The 19,728-nt window shown below is 35.5% G+C and carries 19 protein-coding genes; 18 read left to right on the top strand and 1 reads right to left on the bottom strand.

Annotated elements, in window-relative coordinates; translation table 11 throughout:
- Nucleotides 1-11: 11 nt before the first annotated feature.
- Nucleotides 12-296: an AbrB/MazE/SpoVT family DNA-binding domain-containing protein gene (locus tag M1D66_RS27065; RefSeq protein WP_000843036.1), complete on the bottom strand. Its 285-nt coding sequence runs from the start codon at nt 294-296 to the stop codon at nt 12-14.
- A gap of 485 nt (nt 297-781) precedes the next feature.
- On the opposite strand from M1D66_RS27065, the gene metG reads away from it, so the two are divergent.
- The 18 genes from metG (at nt 782) to M1D66_RS26975 (ending at nt 19,720) form a co-directional block, all read left to right on the top strand.
- Nucleotides 782-2,764: a methionine--tRNA ligase gene (gene metG / locus M1D66_RS27060; RefSeq protein ID WP_000134133.1), complete on the top strand. Its 1,983-nt coding sequence runs from the start codon at nt 782-784 to the stop codon at nt 2,762-2,764.
- Between the two features lie 166 nt (nt 2,765-2,930).
- A complete protein-coding gene (locus M1D66_RS27055) occupies nt 2,931-3,698 on the top strand; it encodes a TatD family hydrolase (RefSeq protein ID WP_000895852.1) in 768 nt (255 codons plus the stop codon).
- Between the two features lie 214 nt (nt 3,699-3,912).
- Nucleotides 3,913-4,470 carry a ribonuclease M5 gene (gene rnmV, locus M1D66_RS27050; RefSeq protein ID WP_000692835.1) on the top strand — a complete coding sequence of 186 codons (558 nt, stop codon included), beginning with the start codon at nt 3,913-3,915 and terminating at the stop codon, nt 4,468-4,470.
- On the top strand, nt 4,467-5,345 hold the full coding sequence (gene rsmA / locus M1D66_RS27045) for a 16S rRNA (adenine(1518)-N(6)/adenine(1519)-N(6))-dimethyltransferase RsmA (protein ID WP_000651548.1): 879 nt from the start codon (nt 4,467-4,469) through the stop codon (nt 5,343-5,345). Before rnmV ends, rsmA begins: the two co-directional genes overlap by 4 nt.
- 110 nt (nt 5,346-5,455) lie before the next feature.
- Nucleotides 5,456-6,319: a sporulation peptidase YabG gene (yabG, locus tag M1D66_RS27040; RefSeq protein WP_000242868.1), complete on the top strand. Its 864-nt coding sequence runs from the start codon at nt 5,456-5,458 to the stop codon at nt 6,317-6,319.
- 226 nt (nt 6,320-6,545) lie between these two features.
- A complete protein-coding gene (gene veg / locus M1D66_RS27035; protein WP_000044347.1) occupies nt 6,546-6,806 on the top strand; it encodes a biofilm formation stimulator Veg in 261 nt (86 codons plus the stop codon).
- Nucleotides 6,807-6,897: 91 nt separating this feature from the next.
- Entirely contained in the window at nt 6,898-7,077 is a 180-nt protein-coding gene (sspF, locus tag M1D66_RS27030) for an acid-soluble spore protein SspF (RefSeq protein ID WP_002094215.1), read from the top strand.
- Nucleotides 7,078-7,273: 196 nt separating this feature from the next.
- Nucleotides 7,274-8,143, top strand: coding sequence for a 4-(cytidine 5'-diphospho)-2-C-methyl-D-erythritol kinase (gene ispE / locus M1D66_RS27025; RefSeq protein WP_000772104.1), 870 nt, complete (start codon nt 7,274-7,276; stop codon nt 8,141-8,143).
- A 54-nt stretch (nt 8,144-8,197) separates the two neighbouring features.
- Nucleotides 8,198-9,046 carry a pur operon repressor gene (purR, locus tag M1D66_RS27020; RefSeq protein ID WP_000702466.1) on the top strand — a complete coding sequence of 283 codons (849 nt, stop codon included), beginning with the start codon at nt 8,198-8,200 and terminating at the stop codon, nt 9,044-9,046.
- 120 nt (nt 9,047-9,166) lie between these two features.
- Entirely contained in the window at nt 9,167-9,541 is a 375-nt protein-coding gene (locus M1D66_RS27015) for a RidA family protein (RefSeq protein WP_000869815.1), read from the top strand.
- A gap of 152 nt (nt 9,542-9,693) precedes the next feature.
- Complete coding sequence (gene spoVG, locus M1D66_RS27010) at nt 9,694-9,987, top strand: septation regulator SpoVG (protein ID WP_000454041.1); 294 nt, start codon at nt 9,694-9,696, stop codon at nt 9,985-9,987.
- Between the two features lie 312 nt (nt 9,988-10,299).
- On the top strand, nt 10,300-11,679 hold the full coding sequence (gene glmU, locus M1D66_RS27005) for a bifunctional UDP-N-acetylglucosamine diphosphorylase/glucosamine-1-phosphate N-acetyltransferase GlmU (RefSeq protein WP_000071041.1): 1,380 nt from the start codon (nt 10,300-10,302) through the stop codon (nt 11,677-11,679).
- 18 nt (nt 11,680-11,697) lie between these two features.
- Nucleotides 11,698-12,651: a ribose-phosphate diphosphokinase gene (locus M1D66_RS27000; RefSeq protein ID WP_000107420.1), complete on the top strand. Its 954-nt coding sequence runs from the start codon at nt 11,698-11,700 to the stop codon at nt 12,649-12,651.
- 72 nt (nt 12,652-12,723) lie between these two features.
- Nucleotides 12,724-13,284 (top strand): aminoacyl-tRNA hydrolase, encoded by a 561-nt coding sequence (pth, locus tag M1D66_RS26995; RefSeq protein WP_000767702.1) that lies wholly within the window; start codon nt 12,724-12,726, stop codon nt 13,282-13,284.
- Between the two features lie 70 nt (nt 13,285-13,354).
- Nucleotides 13,355-13,579, top strand: a complete 225-nt coding sequence (locus M1D66_RS26990) for an anti-sigma-F factor Fin family protein (RefSeq protein ID WP_000399438.1) — start codon at nt 13,355-13,357, stop codon at nt 13,577-13,579.
- Nucleotides 13,580-13,684: 105 nt separating this feature from the next.
- Nucleotides 13,685-17,215 carry a transcription-repair coupling factor gene (gene mfd, locus M1D66_RS26985; RefSeq protein ID WP_000579686.1) on the top strand — a complete coding sequence of 1,177 codons (3,531 nt, stop codon included), beginning with the start codon at nt 13,685-13,687 and terminating at the stop codon, nt 17,213-17,215.
- A 136-nt stretch (nt 17,216-17,351) separates the two neighbouring features.
- Entirely contained in the window at nt 17,352-17,888 is a 537-nt protein-coding gene (spoVT, locus tag M1D66_RS26980) for a stage V sporulation protein T (RefSeq protein ID WP_000648302.1), read from the top strand.
- 230 nt (nt 17,889-18,118) lie between these two features.
- Entirely contained in the window at nt 18,119-19,720 is a 1,602-nt protein-coding gene (locus M1D66_RS26975; RefSeq protein ID WP_000387579.1) for a putative polysaccharide biosynthesis protein, read from the top strand.
- Nucleotides 19,721-19,728: the final 8 nt, after the last annotated feature.

Below are 19,728 nucleotides of genomic sequence, written 5' to 3'. Positions count from 1 at the left end.
AATTGAGAAGCTTATTTTGCTGTTTCGATATAATCTTGAAGTTCGTTTAAGATTTGCTCAGCGCCTTCTTTGCTTAAGATGATTTTACCTTCAGCTAAAGAAAGGTTACCGTCAGATACTTCACCAGTTACTTGGCAAGTCATGTTTGGTTTATATTTCTTTAAGATGATTTTTTCGTCATCAACATAGATTTCAAGAGCGTCCTTTTCTGCAATACCTAAAGTACGGCGTAATTCGATTGGAATTACTACACGACCTAATTCATCAACTTTACGAACAATACCAGTAGATTTCATAATTTTTTTCCTCCTAAATAAATAGTTTATAAGTTTCGAGTCTATTTTTAGATTCGTCATTTTTCGACAAAATACCCTATGGACATATGATACCAATCATTTACATTTCCGTCAATTCTTAAATTCTATATTTTTTAAAAAGATTTATAGATTTCTTATTTCTTATATATAATAGATTGAGAGGAAATTCCACAATTATTTACGTTATTTTCTGAAAAAATAATAAATTTAAAGTAGATATTGTATATTTTTTTGAAATATGAGCAATAGATGATAAAGATATCGAGTATTAAGACCTAAATTGAAAATTAGGTTGGCGTAAAGAAGAAAAGTTAGATTTGGGCTGCTCGTAAAAGCCAAATTAACGTGGGCTAATAATTAGTGGGGAGGAACAAAAACCCTACTGATTAAAGTTTCACTTTATATATGAGTTTTTGATATACTGTTTATAAATACATATGAGGTTATTCGGGAGGTCCAAAACAATGACAGAGGAAAATAAGTCCTTTTATATTACTACCCCAATTTATTATCCAAGTGGAAAATTACACATTGGACATGCTTATACGACAGTAGCAGGAGATGCGATGGCACGATATAAGCGTATGCAAGGTTATAATGTGCATTATTTAACAGGAACTGATGAGCATGGACAGAAGATCCAAAAGAAAGCAGAAGAGTTAAATATTACGCCACAGGCATATGTTGATAACATTGTTGCAGGAATTAAAGAGCTTTGGGAGAAGATGGATATTTCTTATGATGATTTTATTCGTACAACTGAAGATCGTCATAAAGATGTTGTCGAAAAAATCTTTAAGCAATTAGTAGATCAAGGTGACATTTATCTTGATGAATATGAAGGTTGGTATTCTGTACAAGATGAGACGTTCTATACAGAGCATCAATTAGTAGATCCAATTATGGAAGGCGACAAAGTAGTTGGAGGAAAAAGCCCAGATAGTGGTCATGATGTAGAACTTGTTCGTGAAGAATCTTATTTCTTTAGAATGGGTAAATATGTCGACAGACTATTAAAGTTCTATGAAGATAATCCACATTTCATTCAGCCGGAGTCTCGTAAAAATGAAATGATTAATAATTTTATTAAACCAGGATTAGAAGATTTAGCAGTTTCTCGTACTTCATTTGACTGGGGAGTTCGTGTTCCTGGTAACCCAAAACACGTTATTTACGTATGGGTTGACGCATTATCTAACTATATTACGGCGTTAGGTTATGGAACAGCAAATGAAGAGAAATATAAAAAATTCTGGCCTGCAGATGTGCATTTAGTTGGGAAAGAAATTGTTCGTTTCCATACAATTTATTGGCCGATAATTTTAATGGCATTAGATTTACCTCTTCCGAAGAAAGTCTTTGCTCATGGCTGGATTTTAATGAAGGATGGAAAGATGAGTAAGTCAAAAGGAAACGTAGTAGATCCAGTTACATTAATCGATCGTTACGGATTAGATGCATTACGTTATTACTTACTTCGTGAAGTTCCATTTGGATCTGATGGCGTATTTACACCAGAAGGATTTGTGGAGCGTATTAATTTCGACTTAGCAAATGACTTAGGTAATTTATTAAATCGTACAGTAGCTATGATTGATAAGTACTTTAACGGAGAAATCCCTGCATTTAAAGCAAATGTGACGGAATTTGATGAAACGTTAGTAGCGTTTGCACAAGATACTTTGAAAAAAGTAGAAGAAGCAATGGAGAATATGGAGTTCTCTGTAGCGTTAGGATCTATTTGGCAACTAGTTAGTCGTACGAATAAATATATTGATGAAACACAACCATGGGTATTAGCAAAAGATGAGAATGATCGTGAAAAGTTAGCCTCTGTAATGGCTCATTTAGCAGAAGTACTTCGTCAAACAGGTATTATGCTTATGCCATTCTTAACAGTAGCACCAAGCAAGATGTTTGCTCAGCTTGGCCTTACTGATGAAGCTCATAAATCTTGGGAAAGTCTATCTACAATTGGCTGCATTCCAGCTGGAACAAAAGTAGAAAAAGGAAACCCAATTTTCCCTCGTTTAGAAATGGAAGTGGAAGTAGAGTACATTAAAGAACAAATGAAAAGCTCTGCTCCTAAAGTAGAAGAGAAAAAAGAAGAAGAACCAAAGGTAGAAGAAATTACAATTGATGATTTCTTTAAAGTAGAATTACGCGTAGCTGAAGTACTATCTGCTGAACCTGTGAAAAAAGCAGACAAGTTGTTAAAAATTCAACTAGACTTAGGCACAGAAAAGCGTCAAGTTGTTTCTGGAATTGCAAAATTCTATTCGCCGGAAGACCTAAAAGGTAAAAAGGTTATTTGTGTAACAAACTTAAAACCTGTAAAATTACGCGGTGAATTATCGCAAGGTATGATTTTAGCGGGCGAAGAGAATGGCGTATTGTCATTAGCATCAATTGACCAAAATCTACCAAATGGTACAAAAATCAAGTAATTAAGACAAGAAAAGAGATGTTTCACGTGTAACATGTGTGAAGCGTCTTTTTTCTTTTTACACTCTCTATTTTTGCATTAAGATTGTAGTATTGTTATCGTTAAGTTATTAAAGAACTTATTTTTGTAGAATAAACTTGATTTCAATATAAAAGGAGTTATGTATTATGTTGTTTGATACACATTCACATTTGAATGCAGAGCAATTCGAAGGAGATTTGCAAGAGGTTATTGCCCGAATGAAAGAAGCGGGAGTTACTTATACAGTTGTTGTTGGTTTTGATGAAGTAACGATAAAAAAGGCGATGGAATTAGCTGAGGCCTATGATTTTATTTACGCTGCGGTTGGGTGGCACCCAGTTGATGCAATCGACATGACAGAAGAACATTTAGTTTGGTTAGAAGAACTTGCTTCTCATCCTAAAGTCGTTGCACTTGGAGAAATGGGCTTAGATTATCACTGGGATAAGTCTCCAAAAGAAATACAGAAAGAAGTATTCCGTAAACAAATTGCATTAGCGAAAAAAGTAAAATTGCCGATTATTATACATAACCGCGATGCAACTCAAGATATTGTTGATATTCTAGAAGAAGAGAATGCAGCTGAAGTAGGAGGCATTATGCATTGCTTTAGCGGCAGCGTAGAGGTAGCAGAGCGATGTGTTGATATGAACTTTTTAATTTCGTTAGGTGGACCAGTTACATTTAAAAACGCTAAGAAGCCCAAAGAGGTTGCTACGGAGATTCCATTAGAGAAATTGTTAATAGAGACGGATTGTCCGTATTTAACACCGCATCCATTTCGAGGGAAACGAAATGAACCGAGTTATGTAAAACTCGTAGCAGAAGAAATTGCGAATTTAAAAGGAATTTCTTATGAGGAAGTAGCAGAAATGACAACTAAAAATGCAAAAGTTTTATTTGGTGTTGAATAAAAAAGAATGGGGAAACCTGTTCTTTTTTATTTTGAGAAGAACTAGTAGAAGTGATGAAGAAAATAAATGTGAATGATGAAGTGTTACAATAAGGACAGAGAACAAAGATTTTTCTATTCTATTTTTTAAAATATAAGAATGGGGAAAATAATAATGGAAAAGTCGTCATTTTTTTGTTTTACTAAGTAGAGACGAAATGAGTGTGGAGGCAAGCATGAAAATAAAAGAGATTATCGTTGTAGAAGGTAAAGATGATACAGTTGCGATTAAGCGTGCTGTTGATGCGGATACAATTGAAACGAACGGTTCAGCAATCGGTGATCATGTTATTGAGCAAGTTAAATTAGCGCAGCAAAAAAGGGGCGTTATTATTTTCACAGATCCGGATTATCCTGGAGAGCGTATTCGAAAAATTATTTCCGACAAGGTTCCTGGCTGTAAGCATGCCTTTTTACCGAAGGAAGAAGCGCTTGCTAAAAGGAAAAAGGGTGTTGGAATCGAACACGCTTCTAATGAGTCGATTCGCCGCGCTCTAGAGAATATACATGAAGAAATGGAAGCTTACACAAGTGAAATTAGTTGGAGTGATTTAGTCGATGCAGGCTTAGTGGGCGGAGAAATGGCAAAGAGCCGCAGAGAAAGAATGGGTAAGCTATTAAAGATTGGTTATACAAATGCAAAACAGTTACATAAACGATTACAGATGTTTCAAGTTTCAAAGGAATCATTTGCAGAAGCTTATAAGCAAGTAATACAGGAGGAAAAAAAATGAAGGATATCGCAACGCCAAATCGTACAAAAGACATTGTTGAAAAGTATGGATTTTCATTCAAAAAAAGTTTAGGACAAAACTTTTTAATTGATACAAATGTATTAAATCGTATTGTCGATCATGCAGAAATTGGTTCAGAAAGTGGTGCAATTGAAATTGGACCAGGTATTGGTGCATTAACAGAGCAATTAGCAAAGCGTGCTAAAAAAGTAGTGGCTTTTGAAATTGATCAAAGACTATTACCAATTTTAGATGAGACGTTAGCGCCATATGGTAACGTTACAGTTATTAATAAAGACGTACTAAAAGCAGATGTACATGAAGTATTTAATGAGCAATTTGAAGAAGGGCAAGATGTAATGGTAGTAGCTAACTTACCATACTATATTACAACGCCAATTTTATTTAAATTGCTTGAAGAAAAGTTACCAGTTCGTGGATTTGTTGTTATGATGCAAAAAGAAGTTGGAGATCGTTTAGCTGCTAAACCTGGAACGAAAGAGTATGGTTCTTTATCGATTGCCATTCAGTATTATACAGAGGTTGAAACAGTTATGACTGTACCGCGTACAGTGTTTGTACCACAGCCAAACGTTGATTCTGCAATTATCCGCCTTCTAAAGCGTCCTAAACCGGTTGTAGAGGTGACAGATGAAACGTTCTTCTTTGAAGTAGTACGAGCAAGTTTCGCACAGCGCCGTAAAACTTTAATGAATAATTTATCAAATAATTTAAATGGTTTCCCGAAAGATAAGGAGTTATTGGATCGAATTTTAACAGAAGTAGGAATTGATCCAAAGCGAAGAGGCGAAACGCTATCTATTGAAGAGTTTGCAACATTAAGTAATGCATTAGTTCTTCATAAATTATCATAAGAATATGAAAGGGACAGTTCAACTTGAACTGTCCCTTTTGTCACCTTTCTCTCTCTAAATTCATACTTTAAAAACAGGTAAGATGGCCTAATGAGTTTGGAGGTAGGAGAATGGTTTTACATGTTGGAGAATTAGTGGAACGATATTCTCATAAGAGGGATATTCTTTTTCGTATTATAGAAATAAAAGGTGAGATAGCTATATTGTTTGGAGAGGAAATTAGACTGGTGGCGGATGCGCCACTTGAAGATTTAATTAGTATAGATCAAAGAGAACATAAAAAAAGGGTGAAGCGTGAGAAAGAAACAATGGAGCGCACGTATCGTTTGTTTCAACAAGATTATGTACTGATGAAACAAAGGCATGAACATACTTCAACTGGTGGATACACAAGTGAGGTGAATTATTTTCAAATGCCGGGACGTGTATTGCATATAGATGGAGACCCTTTATATTTGCGCAAGTGCTTAGACTTATATAATAAAATTGGCGTTCCTGTTCAAGGTATTCATTGTAAAGAAACGGAGATGCATGAAAAAGTAGTAGACTTAATAGATCACTTTCGCCCAGACATTCTCGTTATTACAGGGCATGATGCATATACAAAATCAAAAGGAGTGAAGGGAGATTTAGCGGCATATAGGCATTCAAGGCATTTTGTACAGGCTGTTCGTGAAGTGCGAAAAAAATATCCATCACTGGATCAACTTGTTATTTTTGCTGGGGCATGTCAATCACATTTTGAGGCACTAATTCGTGCAGGGGCCAATTTCGCTAGTTCACCATCTAGAATTAATATTCATGCACTAGATCCTGTATATGTAGTTGGTAAAATTAGTTTTACTTCATTTATGGAGAGAGTCAATGTATGGGATGTCGTACGTAATACAATTACTGGTGAAAAGGGACTAGGTGGAATTGAAACGAGAGGGATTTTACGAACGGGATTACCTTTTCAACATTACGAAGAGTAAGCAGGATACATATGTATCTTGCTTTTTTGTATGGAAGGATTTAAATGAATTTGGATAAAAAGAGGTAAGAACGTACAGACTACGTAATGATACTTTTACAATATAGTATTTCTTCTATCTATTCAAACGCAGGATGATATTAGCTGTGAATCGCGGTTAATAATTAGGATAGATATATCGTGCTTTAAGTGTTCAATCTAAATTACAGCGAGGTGTAGCGAAGTATATGTCAAAACGTTTAGATGAAATTAAAAGCGAATTAGATCACCATCTTGGACAACGACTTATGTTAAAAGCAAATAGTGGAAGAAGAAAAACTGTGGAGCAATCAGGTGTACTAGCAGAAACATACCGTTCCGTTTTTGTTGTACAATTGGATCAACAAGAAGATGCGTTGCAACGTGTATCTTATAGTTATGCAGATGTTTTAACAGAGACAGTAGAGTTAACATTTTATGGAGACCCTCATAATGAGGTCATTTTATAATCCGTATATCATTACATATATTCCCATAAATGAAAAGCTATATTATTTTGCATACTAACTATACCGTAGCAAAATAAGGAGGGACTCTGCATTGAGTAGACGAAGAGGTGTCATGTCAAACCAATTTAAAGAAGAGCTAGCAAAAGAGCTGGGCTTTTATGATGTTGTTCAGAAAGAAGGATGGGGCGGAATTCGTGCGAAAGATGCTGGTAACATGGTGAAACGTGCTATAGAAATTGCAGAACAGCAATTAATGAAACGAAACCAGTAGTTGTAAGATACTTTCTATGCTACGGTAGCCGAGGAGACATTCCTCGGCTTTTTGTACTCTAAAAGGTGCCATCATTTTACATAAGTAGTTTCATTCTGAATGCTTTTCGTTATAATTAGGGAAGTGTCATCGTCTTACTATAAATTTATGGTAAAATAAACGATAAAAGATTGAGTACATAGAGTGGGTGAATAGATTGAAGCTACTAGTGAAAGCACCAGCAAAGATTAATCTGTCGTTAGATGTACTGGGAAAAAGACAAGACGGATATCATGAAGTGAAAATGATTATGACAACCATTGATTTAGCAGATCGTCTAGAACTAACGGAATTAGCAGAAGACCGTATTGAAATTTTATCCCATAATCGGTATGTCCCAGACGACCAACGAAATTTAGCTTATCAGGCAGCGAAATTATTAAAAGAGAAGTTTAATGTAAAAAAAGGTGTATCTATTACTATTGAAAAAACGATTCCAGTAGCAGCTGGATTAGCAGGTGGAAGTAGTGATGCAGCAGCGACATTACGTGGTCTTAATAAATTATGGAATTTAGGGCTTACAATTGATGAGTTAGCAGAGCTTGGCGCAGAAATTGGATCAGATGTATCGTTCTGTGTATACGGAGGCACAGCAATTGCCACTGGAAGAGGAGAGAAAATTGAGCATATAAAGACTCCGCCTTCTTGTTGGGTTATTTTAGCGAAACCACATATAGGTGTATCTACTGCTGATGTGTATGGAAATTTAAAGTTAAATCGAGTTACACATCCGAATGTAGATAAAATGGTTGATGTCATAAATTCTGGTGATTATAAAGGAATTTGTGATACTGTTGGTAACGTTTTAGAAGATGTAACATTTGGAATGCATCCTGAAGTTGCCCGTATTAAATCACAGATGAAGCGATTTGGAGCGGATGCTGTATTAATGAGTGGAAGTGGTCCAACTGTATTTGGACTTGTACACCATGATTCACGAATGCATCGCATTTATAACGGATTAAAAGGATTTTGTGAACAAGTCTATGCGGTACGTTTATTAGGAGAGCGAGAAACGCTTGAATAAAGACGTATAATACGTTATGATTTGTTTAGAATATTCGTGATTTGAGGTGAGAGTATGAAAATTAGAAGAAGTACAAGATTAGTCGATATGACTTATTACTTGCTACAAAACCCTCGTCAGCTAGTATCTCTCACTTTTTTTGCTGAAAGGTATCAATCGGCTAAGTCTTCCATTAGTGAAGATTTAGTTATTATTAAGCAAACGTTTGAACAACAAGGGGTCGGCACATTGCAAACGATACCAGGAGCAGCAGGAGGAGTGAAATATATACCGTATATAAGTGAAGAAGAGGCAGATCTAATTATTGATGAGCTTTGTGGCTTATTTGAAAACCCAGATCGTATTTTGCCTGGCGGTTACTTATACATGACAGATTTATTGAGTAATCCTCGCCATATTAATGGCGCAGGTCGTTTGTTTGCTTCTGTTTTTGCTAGGCAACCAATTGATGCAGTTATGACGGTGGCAACGAAGGGGATTCCACTTGCTTATGCAGTGGCAAATTACTTAGATGTACCAGTTGTAATTGCAAGGAAAGATAATAAGGTAACAGAAGGTCCGACTGTTAGTATTAACTATGTGTCGGGTTCTTCTAAACGAATTCAAACAATGACGTTAGCAAAACGCAGTCTTCCAGAAGGGTCGAATGTTTTAATTATTGATGACTTCATGAAAGCTGGCGGAACAATTCAAGGTATGATGAGTATGTTAGAAGAGTTCAAGGCTAATGTTGTTGGTATTGGTGTATTAGTAGAATCCACAGATATTGAAGAACGACTAATTAATAATTTTGTATCATTAATTCGTCTATCGGAAGTTGATGTGAAAGAAAAAACGATTCAAGTGGAAAAAGGGAATTATTCTCTTGCGCCATTTGATGAAGGGCTTGTAGAGGCGGAATAAAAGATAGAGCAGATAGCTCTATCTTTTTTTATTTTATTTATAGATTATAAAATAGGTGGACAAACTGCCTTTCGTACACTATTTTTAAAGAGTAAAATAAATAATAAAAGGGTGAAAAGTATGAAAGTTGTTCAAACAAGCAAGGCACCACAAGCAATTGGACCTTATTCACAGGGGATTATTGTAAATAACATGTTCTATAGCTCAGGACAAATTCCATTGACGGCAAATGGGGAGCTTGTAACAGGAGATGTAACAGTACAAACAGAACAAGTATTTCAAAATTTACAAGCGGTATTAGAGGAAGCAGGTGCTTCATTTGATACAGTCGTAAAAACAACAGTATTTTTAAAGGACATGGATGATTTTAATGCTGTGAATGAAGTGTATAGCTCTTATTTCTCTACTCATAAACCAGCTCGATCTTGTGTGCAAGTAGCAAAATTACCGAAAGATGTTTCCGTTGAAATTGAGGTAATTGCCCTAGTTAAGTAACCTTTTGTAAGCGATAACCTCCGCTAATCTCTATATTCAACTACATTAAAAATTTTTATCTTAAAAATTTTTAAAAAATTAAAGGGAAAATAGAAAATTTGTGGAATTTATACAAATATATCGCTTATTTAGAAAAGGGTGGTGAACACAAGATGGAAGTGACTGACGTAAGATTACGCCGCGTAAACACAGAAGGCCGCATGAGAGCAATTGCCTCTATTACTCTAGACCATGAATTTGTTGTTCATGATATTCGTGTAATTGATGGTAATAATGGATTATTTGTAGCAATGCCAAGTAAACGTACTCCAGATGGAGAGTTCCGTGACATTGCACATCCAATTAATTCTGGTACACGCTCTAAAATTCAAGATGCGGTTTTAACAGAGTATCATCGTTTAGGCGAGTTAGAAGAGGTTGAGTTTGAAGAAGCAGGTGCTTCGTAAAATTCGAATGAAAAGGGCTTTTGACAAAAAGCCTTATAATTTTGTAGCAAACTCCTGTAAGCATTTACAGGGGTTTGTTTTTTTTGCTTTATATTTGGAAACTGCATAATTTATTAACATAAAAAGAAGAAACTACTAATTTTTTCAAAATCATTTTAAATAGTATAGCTTATTTCTTAAAAAAGATACTAAAGAGTAAAACATCTTATAAGAATTATGGTAAAATTTAATAGTTAAAATGTGTTTCTTGAAATATATGATGATTTAGGATAATATCTTTAATGGATAAATAGGTTGCGATGGAGGGTCTATATGTCAAACAGATTTGCAGTGATTCTAGCTGCAGGTAAAGGCACACGTATGAAGTCTAAGCTATACAAAGTGCTGCATCCTGTATGTGGAAAACCTATGGTACAACACGTAGTCGATCAAGTATCTCAATTAGGATTGCAGAAACTTGTAACGGTTGTTGGACATGGTGCTGAAATGGTACAAGAACAGCTAGGGAACGTAAGTGAGTTTGCATTACAAGCAGAACAACTTGGTACAGCACATGCTGTAGATCAAGCTGCAAGTGTACTTGCAAATGAAGAAGGAACAACTTTAGTTATTTGTGGTGATACGCCTCTAATAACTGCTGAAACAATGGAAGCATTACTTCAGCAACATAAAGAAGCAGGAGCAATGGCGACGGTGCTAACAGCATACATAGAAGAGCCTGCTGGATATGGCCGTATTGTTCGTAATGAGAATGGTCATGTTGAAAAGATTGTTGAGCATAAAGATGCAAATGAGAAAGAATTAGCTATTAAAGAAATCAATACAGGTACGTATTGTTTTGATAATAAGGCTTTATTTGCTTCACTTTCTAAAGTTTCAAATGATAACGTGCAAGGTGAATATTACCTTCCAGATGTTATTGAGATTTTAAAAAATGAAGGTCATATCGTATCAGCTTATCAAACAGAGCAGTTCGACGAAACGTTAGGTGTTAACGACAGAGTCGCTCTATCGCAAGCGGAAATTATTATGAAAAACCGTATCAACCGAAAGAACATGGTAAACGGTGTTACAATTATTGATCCAAGTAACACTTATATTTCTGCTGATGCAGTTATCGGTAGTGATACAGTTCTTCATCCAGGAACAATTATTGAGGGGAACACTGTAATTGGCTCTGATTGTGAAATTGGACCGCATACAGTAATTCGCGATAGTGAAATTGGAGATCGTACGACAATTCGACAATCTACTGTACATGATAGTAAGCTTGGTACAGAAGTATCGGTTGGTCCATTTGCACATATTCGCCCAGATTCAGTTATTGGAGACGAAGTACGCGTTGGAAACTTCGTGGAAATCAAAAAAACTGTCTTTGGTAATAGAAGTAAAGCTTCACACTTGAGTTATATCGGGGATGCACAAGTTGGAGAAGACGTGAATCTTGGTTGTGGTTCAATTACGGTGAACTATGACGGTAAGAATAAATTCAAAACTGTGATTGGTAATGGGGTATTTATTGGATGTAATTCAAACCTTGTTGCTCCAGTAACAGTTGAAGATGGTGCTTATGTGGCAGCAGGCTCTACAATTACAGAGAATGTTCCATCAAAAGCATTATCGGTAGCACGTGCACGTCAAGTTAACAAAGAAGACTATGTTGATCAATTGCTGAATAAGAAAAAATCATAATGTGGAGGGTTAATCTAGATGTCGACTCAATATCTAAATTCTAATTTGAAAGTATTCTCTTTAAACTCTAATAAGGAACTTGCTGAGCAGATTGCAAAGCATATTGGAGTAGGGCTAGGAAAATGTTCTGTTGATCGTTTTAGTGATGGAGAAGTTCAAATTAACATTGAAGAAAGTATCCGTGGTTGCGATGTATTCATTATTCAATCTACAAGCTTCCCAGTAAACGAACATATCATGGAATTACTTATTATGATTGATGCATTAAAACGTGCATCTGCGAAAACAATTAATATTGTTATTCCTTACTATGGTTATGCGCGTCAAGACCGTAAAGCGCGTTCTCGTGAACCAATTACATCGAAACTTGTAGCAAACTTGCTTGAAACAGCAGGTGCAACTCGTGTAATCACTCTAGATTTACATGCTCCACAAATTCAAGGGTTCTTTGATATCCCAATCGACCACTTAATGGGTGTACCGATTCTTTCAGATTACTTTGAAACAAAAGGTCTTAAAGATATCGTAATCGTGTCTCCTGACCATGGTGGTGTAACTCGTGCAAGAAAAATGGCAGATCGTCTAAAAGCGCCAATCGCTATTATTGATAAGCGTCGTCCTCGCCCGAATGTATCAGAGGTAATGAACATTATCGGTAATATTGAAGGTAAAACAGCGATTTTAATTGATGACATCATTGATACAGCTGGTACAATTACATTAGCAGCAAACGCTCTTGTTGAGAACGGTGCTTCTGAAGTATATGCTTGCTGTACACACCCAGTATTATCTGGTCCAGCAATTGAGCGTATTCAAAATTCAAATATTAAAGAGTTAGTTGTAACGAACTCTATCGTATTACCAGAAGAGAAGAAAATCGACAAAGTACATGAACTTTCAGTTGCTCCATTAATCGGAGAAGCAATCATTCGTGTATACGAAGAAGAATCTGTGAGTGTATTATTCAATTAATTGGATAGAATGAGACGTAACCAAAATTGGTTACGTCTTTTCGTATCGAAAAAAGAAAGTAGTGGTACAAGAATGAAATTGATAGTAGGACTTGGGAACCCAGGTAGAGAATATGAATTAACAAGGCATAATATTGGATTTATGGCCATTGATGAACTTGCGAAGCGTTGGAATATTTCTTTGAATGAACAAAAATTTAAAGGTGTATTTGGTGCAGGGTTTGTTAATGGAGAAAAGGTAATCTTATTAAAGCCGCTAACATACATGAACTTATCTGGGGAAAGTATTCGTCCACTCATGGATTATTATAAAATTGATGTTGAGGACTTCGTTGTTATGTACGACGATTTGGACATTCCTGTAGGTAAATTGCGTCTTCGCATGAAAGGTAGTGCTGGTGGACATAATGGTGTAAAGTCAACGATTTCGCACCTAGGAACACAAGAATTTCAACGTATCCGTATGGGAATCGATCGCCCGAAAAATGGAATGAAGGTAGTCGATTATGTATTAGGACGCTTTACATCTGAAGAGATTCCGGATGTTAACCATTCTATTGAAAAAGCAGCGGATGCATGTGAAGAGTGGCTAAATAAGCCTTTTCTCCAAATCATGAATACTTTCAATAGTTAAAAATGAGATTGGGAATATTTCTCTTTTGTTTTACCCATACTAGTAGTAATTGAATTTTTAGGAGGCTAGTATGGAAGGGTATTATTATTGCAGACACTGCGGAGGTAATGTAGGCTCCATTAACGCAGAAAAAGTATATAGCGACGTTTTATTTCAACTAACAGAGCAAGAAGTAGTAGAAATGATTCATTTTCATGAGAATGGAAATATATATATAAAAACGATTTGTGAATCGTGTCAAGAAACGCTCGCATCTTATCCTGAGTATTATGAGTATGAAAAATTTCTGCAATAAAATGTTGTCGCTTTGGCATGTCCAAAGCATTTTTCTGTTTTCCTTTTCCAAAATATTTGCATAAAATAGAATGACTTGCTCTTTATGTTGAGAGGAGTTTTAAAAATGATAGGTTTATTAGAGCAATTTTATAAAAATGAAGAGATACAATCGGTTATTAATGGATTAGAAGATGGGTTAAAAGAACAACTTATATCAGGGATGGCAACGTCTTCTCGTTCATTATTAATGGCGGCTTTATATAAAAAAACAAAAAAATCACAATTAATCGTGACGCATAACTTATACCAAGCACAAAAAGTACATGAAGATTTAGTGGCGTTACTTGGTGAAAAAGATGTGTGGTTATATCCAGTGAATGAACTGATAGCATCGGAAATTGGAGTTGCAAGTCCAGAATTGAAGGCGCAACGTATAGAAGTGTTAAATCGCTTGGCTGCGGGAGAGAATGGAATCATTGTAGCGCCAGTGGCAGGATTGCGTAGATTTTTACCAATAAAAGAATTGTGGAAGCAAAAGCAAGTTGAAATCAATCTAGGGCAAGAGATTGATTTAGATGCGCTCTTGCATACTTTACATCATATTGGCTATGAACGTAAGTCGATGGTAGAAGCTCCAGGGGAGTTCAGTTTGCGTGGGGGAATATTAGATATTTATCCTTTAACTGAAGAACTACCATTTCGTATTGAATTCTTTGATACAGAAGTCGATTCTATTCGATTATTTGATGTGGATGAACAGCGTTCTCAAGGTAAAAAAGAAAGCGTTAGGTTTGGTCCAGCAACAGAGTTTTTATTTTCACAGGAAGAATTAAAATCAGGAATTCAGCATCTTGAAGAAGGTTTGACTAAGACGATGCAAAAACTTTCTGATGATAAACTAAAGACTACAGTGCTTGAGACGGTAAGTCATGAAATTGAGATGTTGAAAAACGGGCAAAGTATAGAACAGATGTTTAAATACTTATCTATTTTCTATAAAGAACCTGCTAGTCTGATAGATTATTTACCAGAAGACGGTGTTGTAATTTTAGACGAGATTTCCCGTATTCAAGAAACAGCATCGCATCTTGAAACAGAAGAGGCGGAATGGTATATATCACTTCTTGGTGAAGGAACAATTATTCAAGATTTATCTTTCTCTCACCCATTCGAGGGGTTTCTTCATCATAAAAAAAGAAGTTTTGTATATTTAACGTTATTCTTGCGTCATATCGCACACACACATCCGCAAAATATTGTTAATGTAACATGTAAAACAATGCAAGATTTCCATGGACAGATGAATTTGTTAAAAACAGAAATTGATAGATGGAATGAAGGGCATTTTACGACTGTTGTACTTGGAACAGATGATGAACGTGTGAAAAAATTACAACATATTTTAAGTGATTATGATATTGAGGCAGATATTGTAGAAGGTACAGATATCTTATTGCCTGGAAGGTTACAAATTGCTGTAGGTGATTTACATGCAGGTTTTGAAATGCCGATGCAAAAGCTTGTTGTCATTACTGAAAAGGAGCTTTTCCATAAGAAAGTTAAAAAATCACAACGTAAACAAAAGTTATCGAATGCTGAACGTATTAAAAGTTATTCGGAATTAAAAGTTGGAGATTATGTAGTTCATGTAAATCATGGTATAGGTAAATTTTTAGGTATTGAGACATTAGAGATTAATGGTGTTCATAAAGATTATTTAAATATTAAATATCAAGGTAATGATAAGCTATACGTTCCAATTGAACAAATTGATCAAGTTCAAAAATATGTAGGATCTGAAGGTAAGGATCCGAAAGTTTATAAATTAGGTGGTAATGATTGGAAAAAGGTTAAAACGAAAGTTGAAAAATCTGTACAAGACATTGCGGATGACCTAATTAAACTATATGCTGAGCGCGAAGCTTCAAAAGGCTATGCATATACGCCAGATACGGCAGAACAACAAGAGTTCGAATCATCTTTCCCGTATCAAGAGACAGAGGATCAGTTACGTTCTATTGACGAGATTAAAAAAGATATGGAACGCGGACGCCCAATGGATAGGCTCCTTTGTGGTGACGTAGGATATGGAAAGACTGAAGTGGCTATTCGTGCGGCATTTAAAGCAATTATGGATGAAAAACAAGTTGCAATTTTAGTACCGACAACGATTCTTGCGCAGCAACACTATGAAACAATTCGAGAGCGTTTTCAAGATTATCCGATCAATATAGGCTTATTAAGTAGATTCCGTACGAGAAAACAACAAAATGAAACAATTAAGGGCTTAAAGGATGGAACAGTAGATATTGTAATCGGAACACATCGTATTTTATCTAAAGATGTTACGTATAAAGATTTAGGGCTTCTTATTATTGATGAAGAACAAAGATTTGGTGTAACACATAAAGAAAAAATTAAACAATTGAAGGCGAATGTTGACGTATTAACATTAACGGCAACTCCGATTCCGCGGACGCTTCATATGTCTATGCTTGGTGTGCGCGACTTATCTGTTATTGAGACACCACCAGAAAATCGTTTCCCAGTCCAAACGTATGTAGTAGAGTATAATCCAGCATTAATACGAGAGGCGATAGAGCGAGAGCTTGCAAGAGGTGGTCAAGTTTACTTCCTATATAACCGTGTAGAGGATATTGAAAGAAAAGCGGATGAAATTTCGATGTTAGTTCCAGATGCCCGCGTAACGTACGCACATGGGAAAATGAACGAAAGCGAATTAGAGTCTGTTATGCTATCATTTTTAGAAGGACAGCATGATGTTCTTGTAAGTACAACAATTATTGAGACGGGTGTAGATATTCCGAATGTAAATACGTTAATTGTATTTGATGCAGATCGTATGGGATTATCACAGTTGTATCAGCTTCGTGGGCGTGTTGGACGTTCTAATCGTGTTGCATATGCATACTTTGCATATAAACGTGACAAAGTGCTGTCAGAGGTTGCAGAGAAGCGTCTACAAGCAATTAAAGAGTTCACGGAACTTGGATCTGGTTTCAAAATTGCGATGAGAGATTTATCTATTCGTGGAGCAGGTAATTTGTTAGGGGCGGAACAGCATGGATTTATTGATTCTGTCGGATTTGATTTATATTCTCAAATGTTAAAAGATGCAATTGAACAGCGTAGAGGAACAGATGGGGCTGAAAATATAGTTAATGTTGAAATTGACTTAGAGGTAGATGCATATCTACCAGATGCTTATATTTCAGATAGTAAGCAAAAAATTATGATGTATAAACAATTTAGAGGTGTTTCTGCAATTGAGGATATTGAAGAATTGCAGGAAGAAATGATCGATAGATTTGGCGATTATCCACAAGAAGTTGGTTATTTATTACAAATTGCAAATATTAAAGTGTTGGCAATGAAAGAACAAATTGAATTAATTAAGCAGAATAAATTTGAAGTAACATTCCTGTTTTCTGAACAAGCAAGCCAAAATATTGATGGTGGAAAATTATTCATGCTCGGAAATAGTTTTGGACGTATGATCGGTTTAGGAATGGAAGGATCACAATTGAAAATTGTTATGAAAACAAATGGCTTAGAGACATCGAAGTGGTTAACAATTGCTGAAAATTTATTAAAAGGCTTACCAGATGTAAAAAAAGAAGTAATAAATGCCTAAAATAAGATAAAAAAATACAATTCGACGTGCATAGAAGAACTAATGTGTAAAATACTATGTCTAACAGTTGGTGATTTTTACATGAACAGGTAAATTCACCACTTTGATCATCAGTAGAAAGTGAGGCAGCATTAGAATGAAAGCAACTGGAATCGTACGTCGAATTGATGATTTAGGCAGGGTAGTAATCCCGAAGGAAATTCGTAGAACCTTACGTATTCGAGAAGGAGACCCACTAGAAATATTTGTTGATCGCGATGGAGAGGTAATTTTAAAGAAGTATTCTCCAATTAGTGAGCTAGGTGATTTTGCAAAAGAATATGCTGATGCTTTATATGACAGCTTAGGACATAATGTGCTTGTGTGTGATCGAGATTCTATCATCGCAGTATCAGGCGTATCGAAAAAAGAATACTTAAATAAAAGTGTTGGCGATCTAATTGAAAAAACGATGGAAGAACGAAAGTCTGTTATTATGACGGATGAAAGTGATATTTCCATTATTGATGGTGTAACAGAAAAGGTTCATTCTTATACAGTTGGACCGATTGTTGCAAACGGAGATCCGATTGGAGCCGTCATTATTTTCTCAAAAGAAGCCATTATAAGCGAGATCGAGCATAAAGCGGTTAATACTGCTGCCAGTTTCTTAGCGAAACAAATGGAACAGTAAGGGTATATTGATTTTAGAAGTAGCAATCTTTCCTAATTATGATCTTTCTTTTCGAGAAATCAATTATTTGGAGATATATGTATATTGAATGAAGGTAGCACTTTGCTACCTTTTTTCGTTGAATATTTTTAACATGTAGGAACTCATTATTACCCGTGTTGGTAAGGGAGTTTGTTCTTTTCTTTATGATATAATACGAGAGGTGAGAATAGAAAAAGGAGTTTTCTTGTATGGAAGCGAAGAAGTATCAAGCCTTTTGGCGTGGGGCTATTATATTAACGATTGCAAGTTTTGTTACAAAAGTATTAAGCGCTTTTTACCGTATTCCATATCAAAATATAGCGGGGGATATTGGGTTTTATATTTACCAACAAATTTACCCGTTTTATGGATTTTGTTTAATTTTAGCTACTTATGGATTTCCTGTTATCATTTCGAAAATGGTTGCAGAACGACTAGAGCGGGGAAAACAAAAAGAAGCAGAAGAAATTATTTGTGTATCTTTTTGGTTCTTATTAGGAATTGGTTTTATAGGCTTCTTTACATTGTTTTTTGGGGCCGAAACAATTGCGGCAGCTATGGGCGATATACACTTAGATAAGTTACTACGTGTTATTTCATTTTCATTCTTATTGATGCCATTTTTGTCTGTAGCAAGAGGGTATTTTCAAGGATTTAATAATATGATGCCAACGGCTGTTTCGCAAGTAATAGAACAAACAATTCGAGTTTCTATTATTGTGTTTTTATCGCTATTCCTAATTGCTCACGGATTTGATTTATATACAGTTGGTGCAGGGGCTATGTTAGGCTCAATTGCGGGTGGACTTATTGGGATTATTGTACTTATATTGTATATGCGTCAAGATTTTCGTTCTATATTCTTCAAAAGTGCAGCGAGAATTAAGGGTAAAAGGAAGATAGTTAAAATCCTTTTTTGGCAGGGGTTAGCGATTTGTGTTAGTAATTTAGTGCTTATTTTTATACAGATGGCTGATTCAGTGTCCTTTTACAGCTTACTTATTGGTGCGGGAGAACAGGCTGAAAATGCAAAGGTATTAAAGGGTGTTTATGATAGAAGTATTCCGCTAATGCAATTAGGTACTGTTGTGACGACTTCTTTCTCGTTGTCACTTATTCCGATTATTACAGCGGCGAAGGAAAGAGGAGATCTTTCCTTTATTCAAGAAAAGGTAAAGTTAGCAATGAAAATAACATTTGTTATTGGACTTGCAGCAGCTATTGGACTAACTTGTATTATTCAACCTACCAATATTATGTTGTTTGAAAACAGTGATGGATCAGATGTTTTATCTATTTTATCGTTATCTATTTTATTTAGTTCATTGTCAATTACGACAGCTTCTATTTTACAAGGATTAGGGCAAACGTTTAAGCCAGCATTATTTGTTGTATTTGGAGGTTGCTTAAAGTTAGCGTTAAATTATATATTCATGCCTTATTTTGGTGTGAAAGGTGCAGCTTTTGCGACTTTATGTGCGTTAATTATAATCTCTGGATTAAATAGTTTGTTGCTTACGAGAGCTGTATCAGGGTCACTTATCAATAAGCGAAATATGTTAGGGATAGTAATTAGTGGTATTTGTATGGGATTTGTATTAATGGTGTTCACACGTGTGTTACAGATGTCTGGATTAGTAATTAATACGGAACATAGAGGAAGCGCGACGCTTGAAGCGTTGTTAGGTGTAGCCATCGGCGGATTGACATATATGTTTTTTATTTTGAAATTACGTGTATTTACAAAAAAAGAATTAGGAACCGTTATGAAACAAGAGAAAAAAGAAGGTTCATTGAAGAAGAGTGGATAGAGGTGACT

The organism is Bacillus sp. PK6-16 (genome assembly GCF_056530295.1).
The sequence above is the reverse complement of the archived record's forward strand: the minus strand, read 5'-3'. Positions and strand labels throughout refer to the sequence as shown.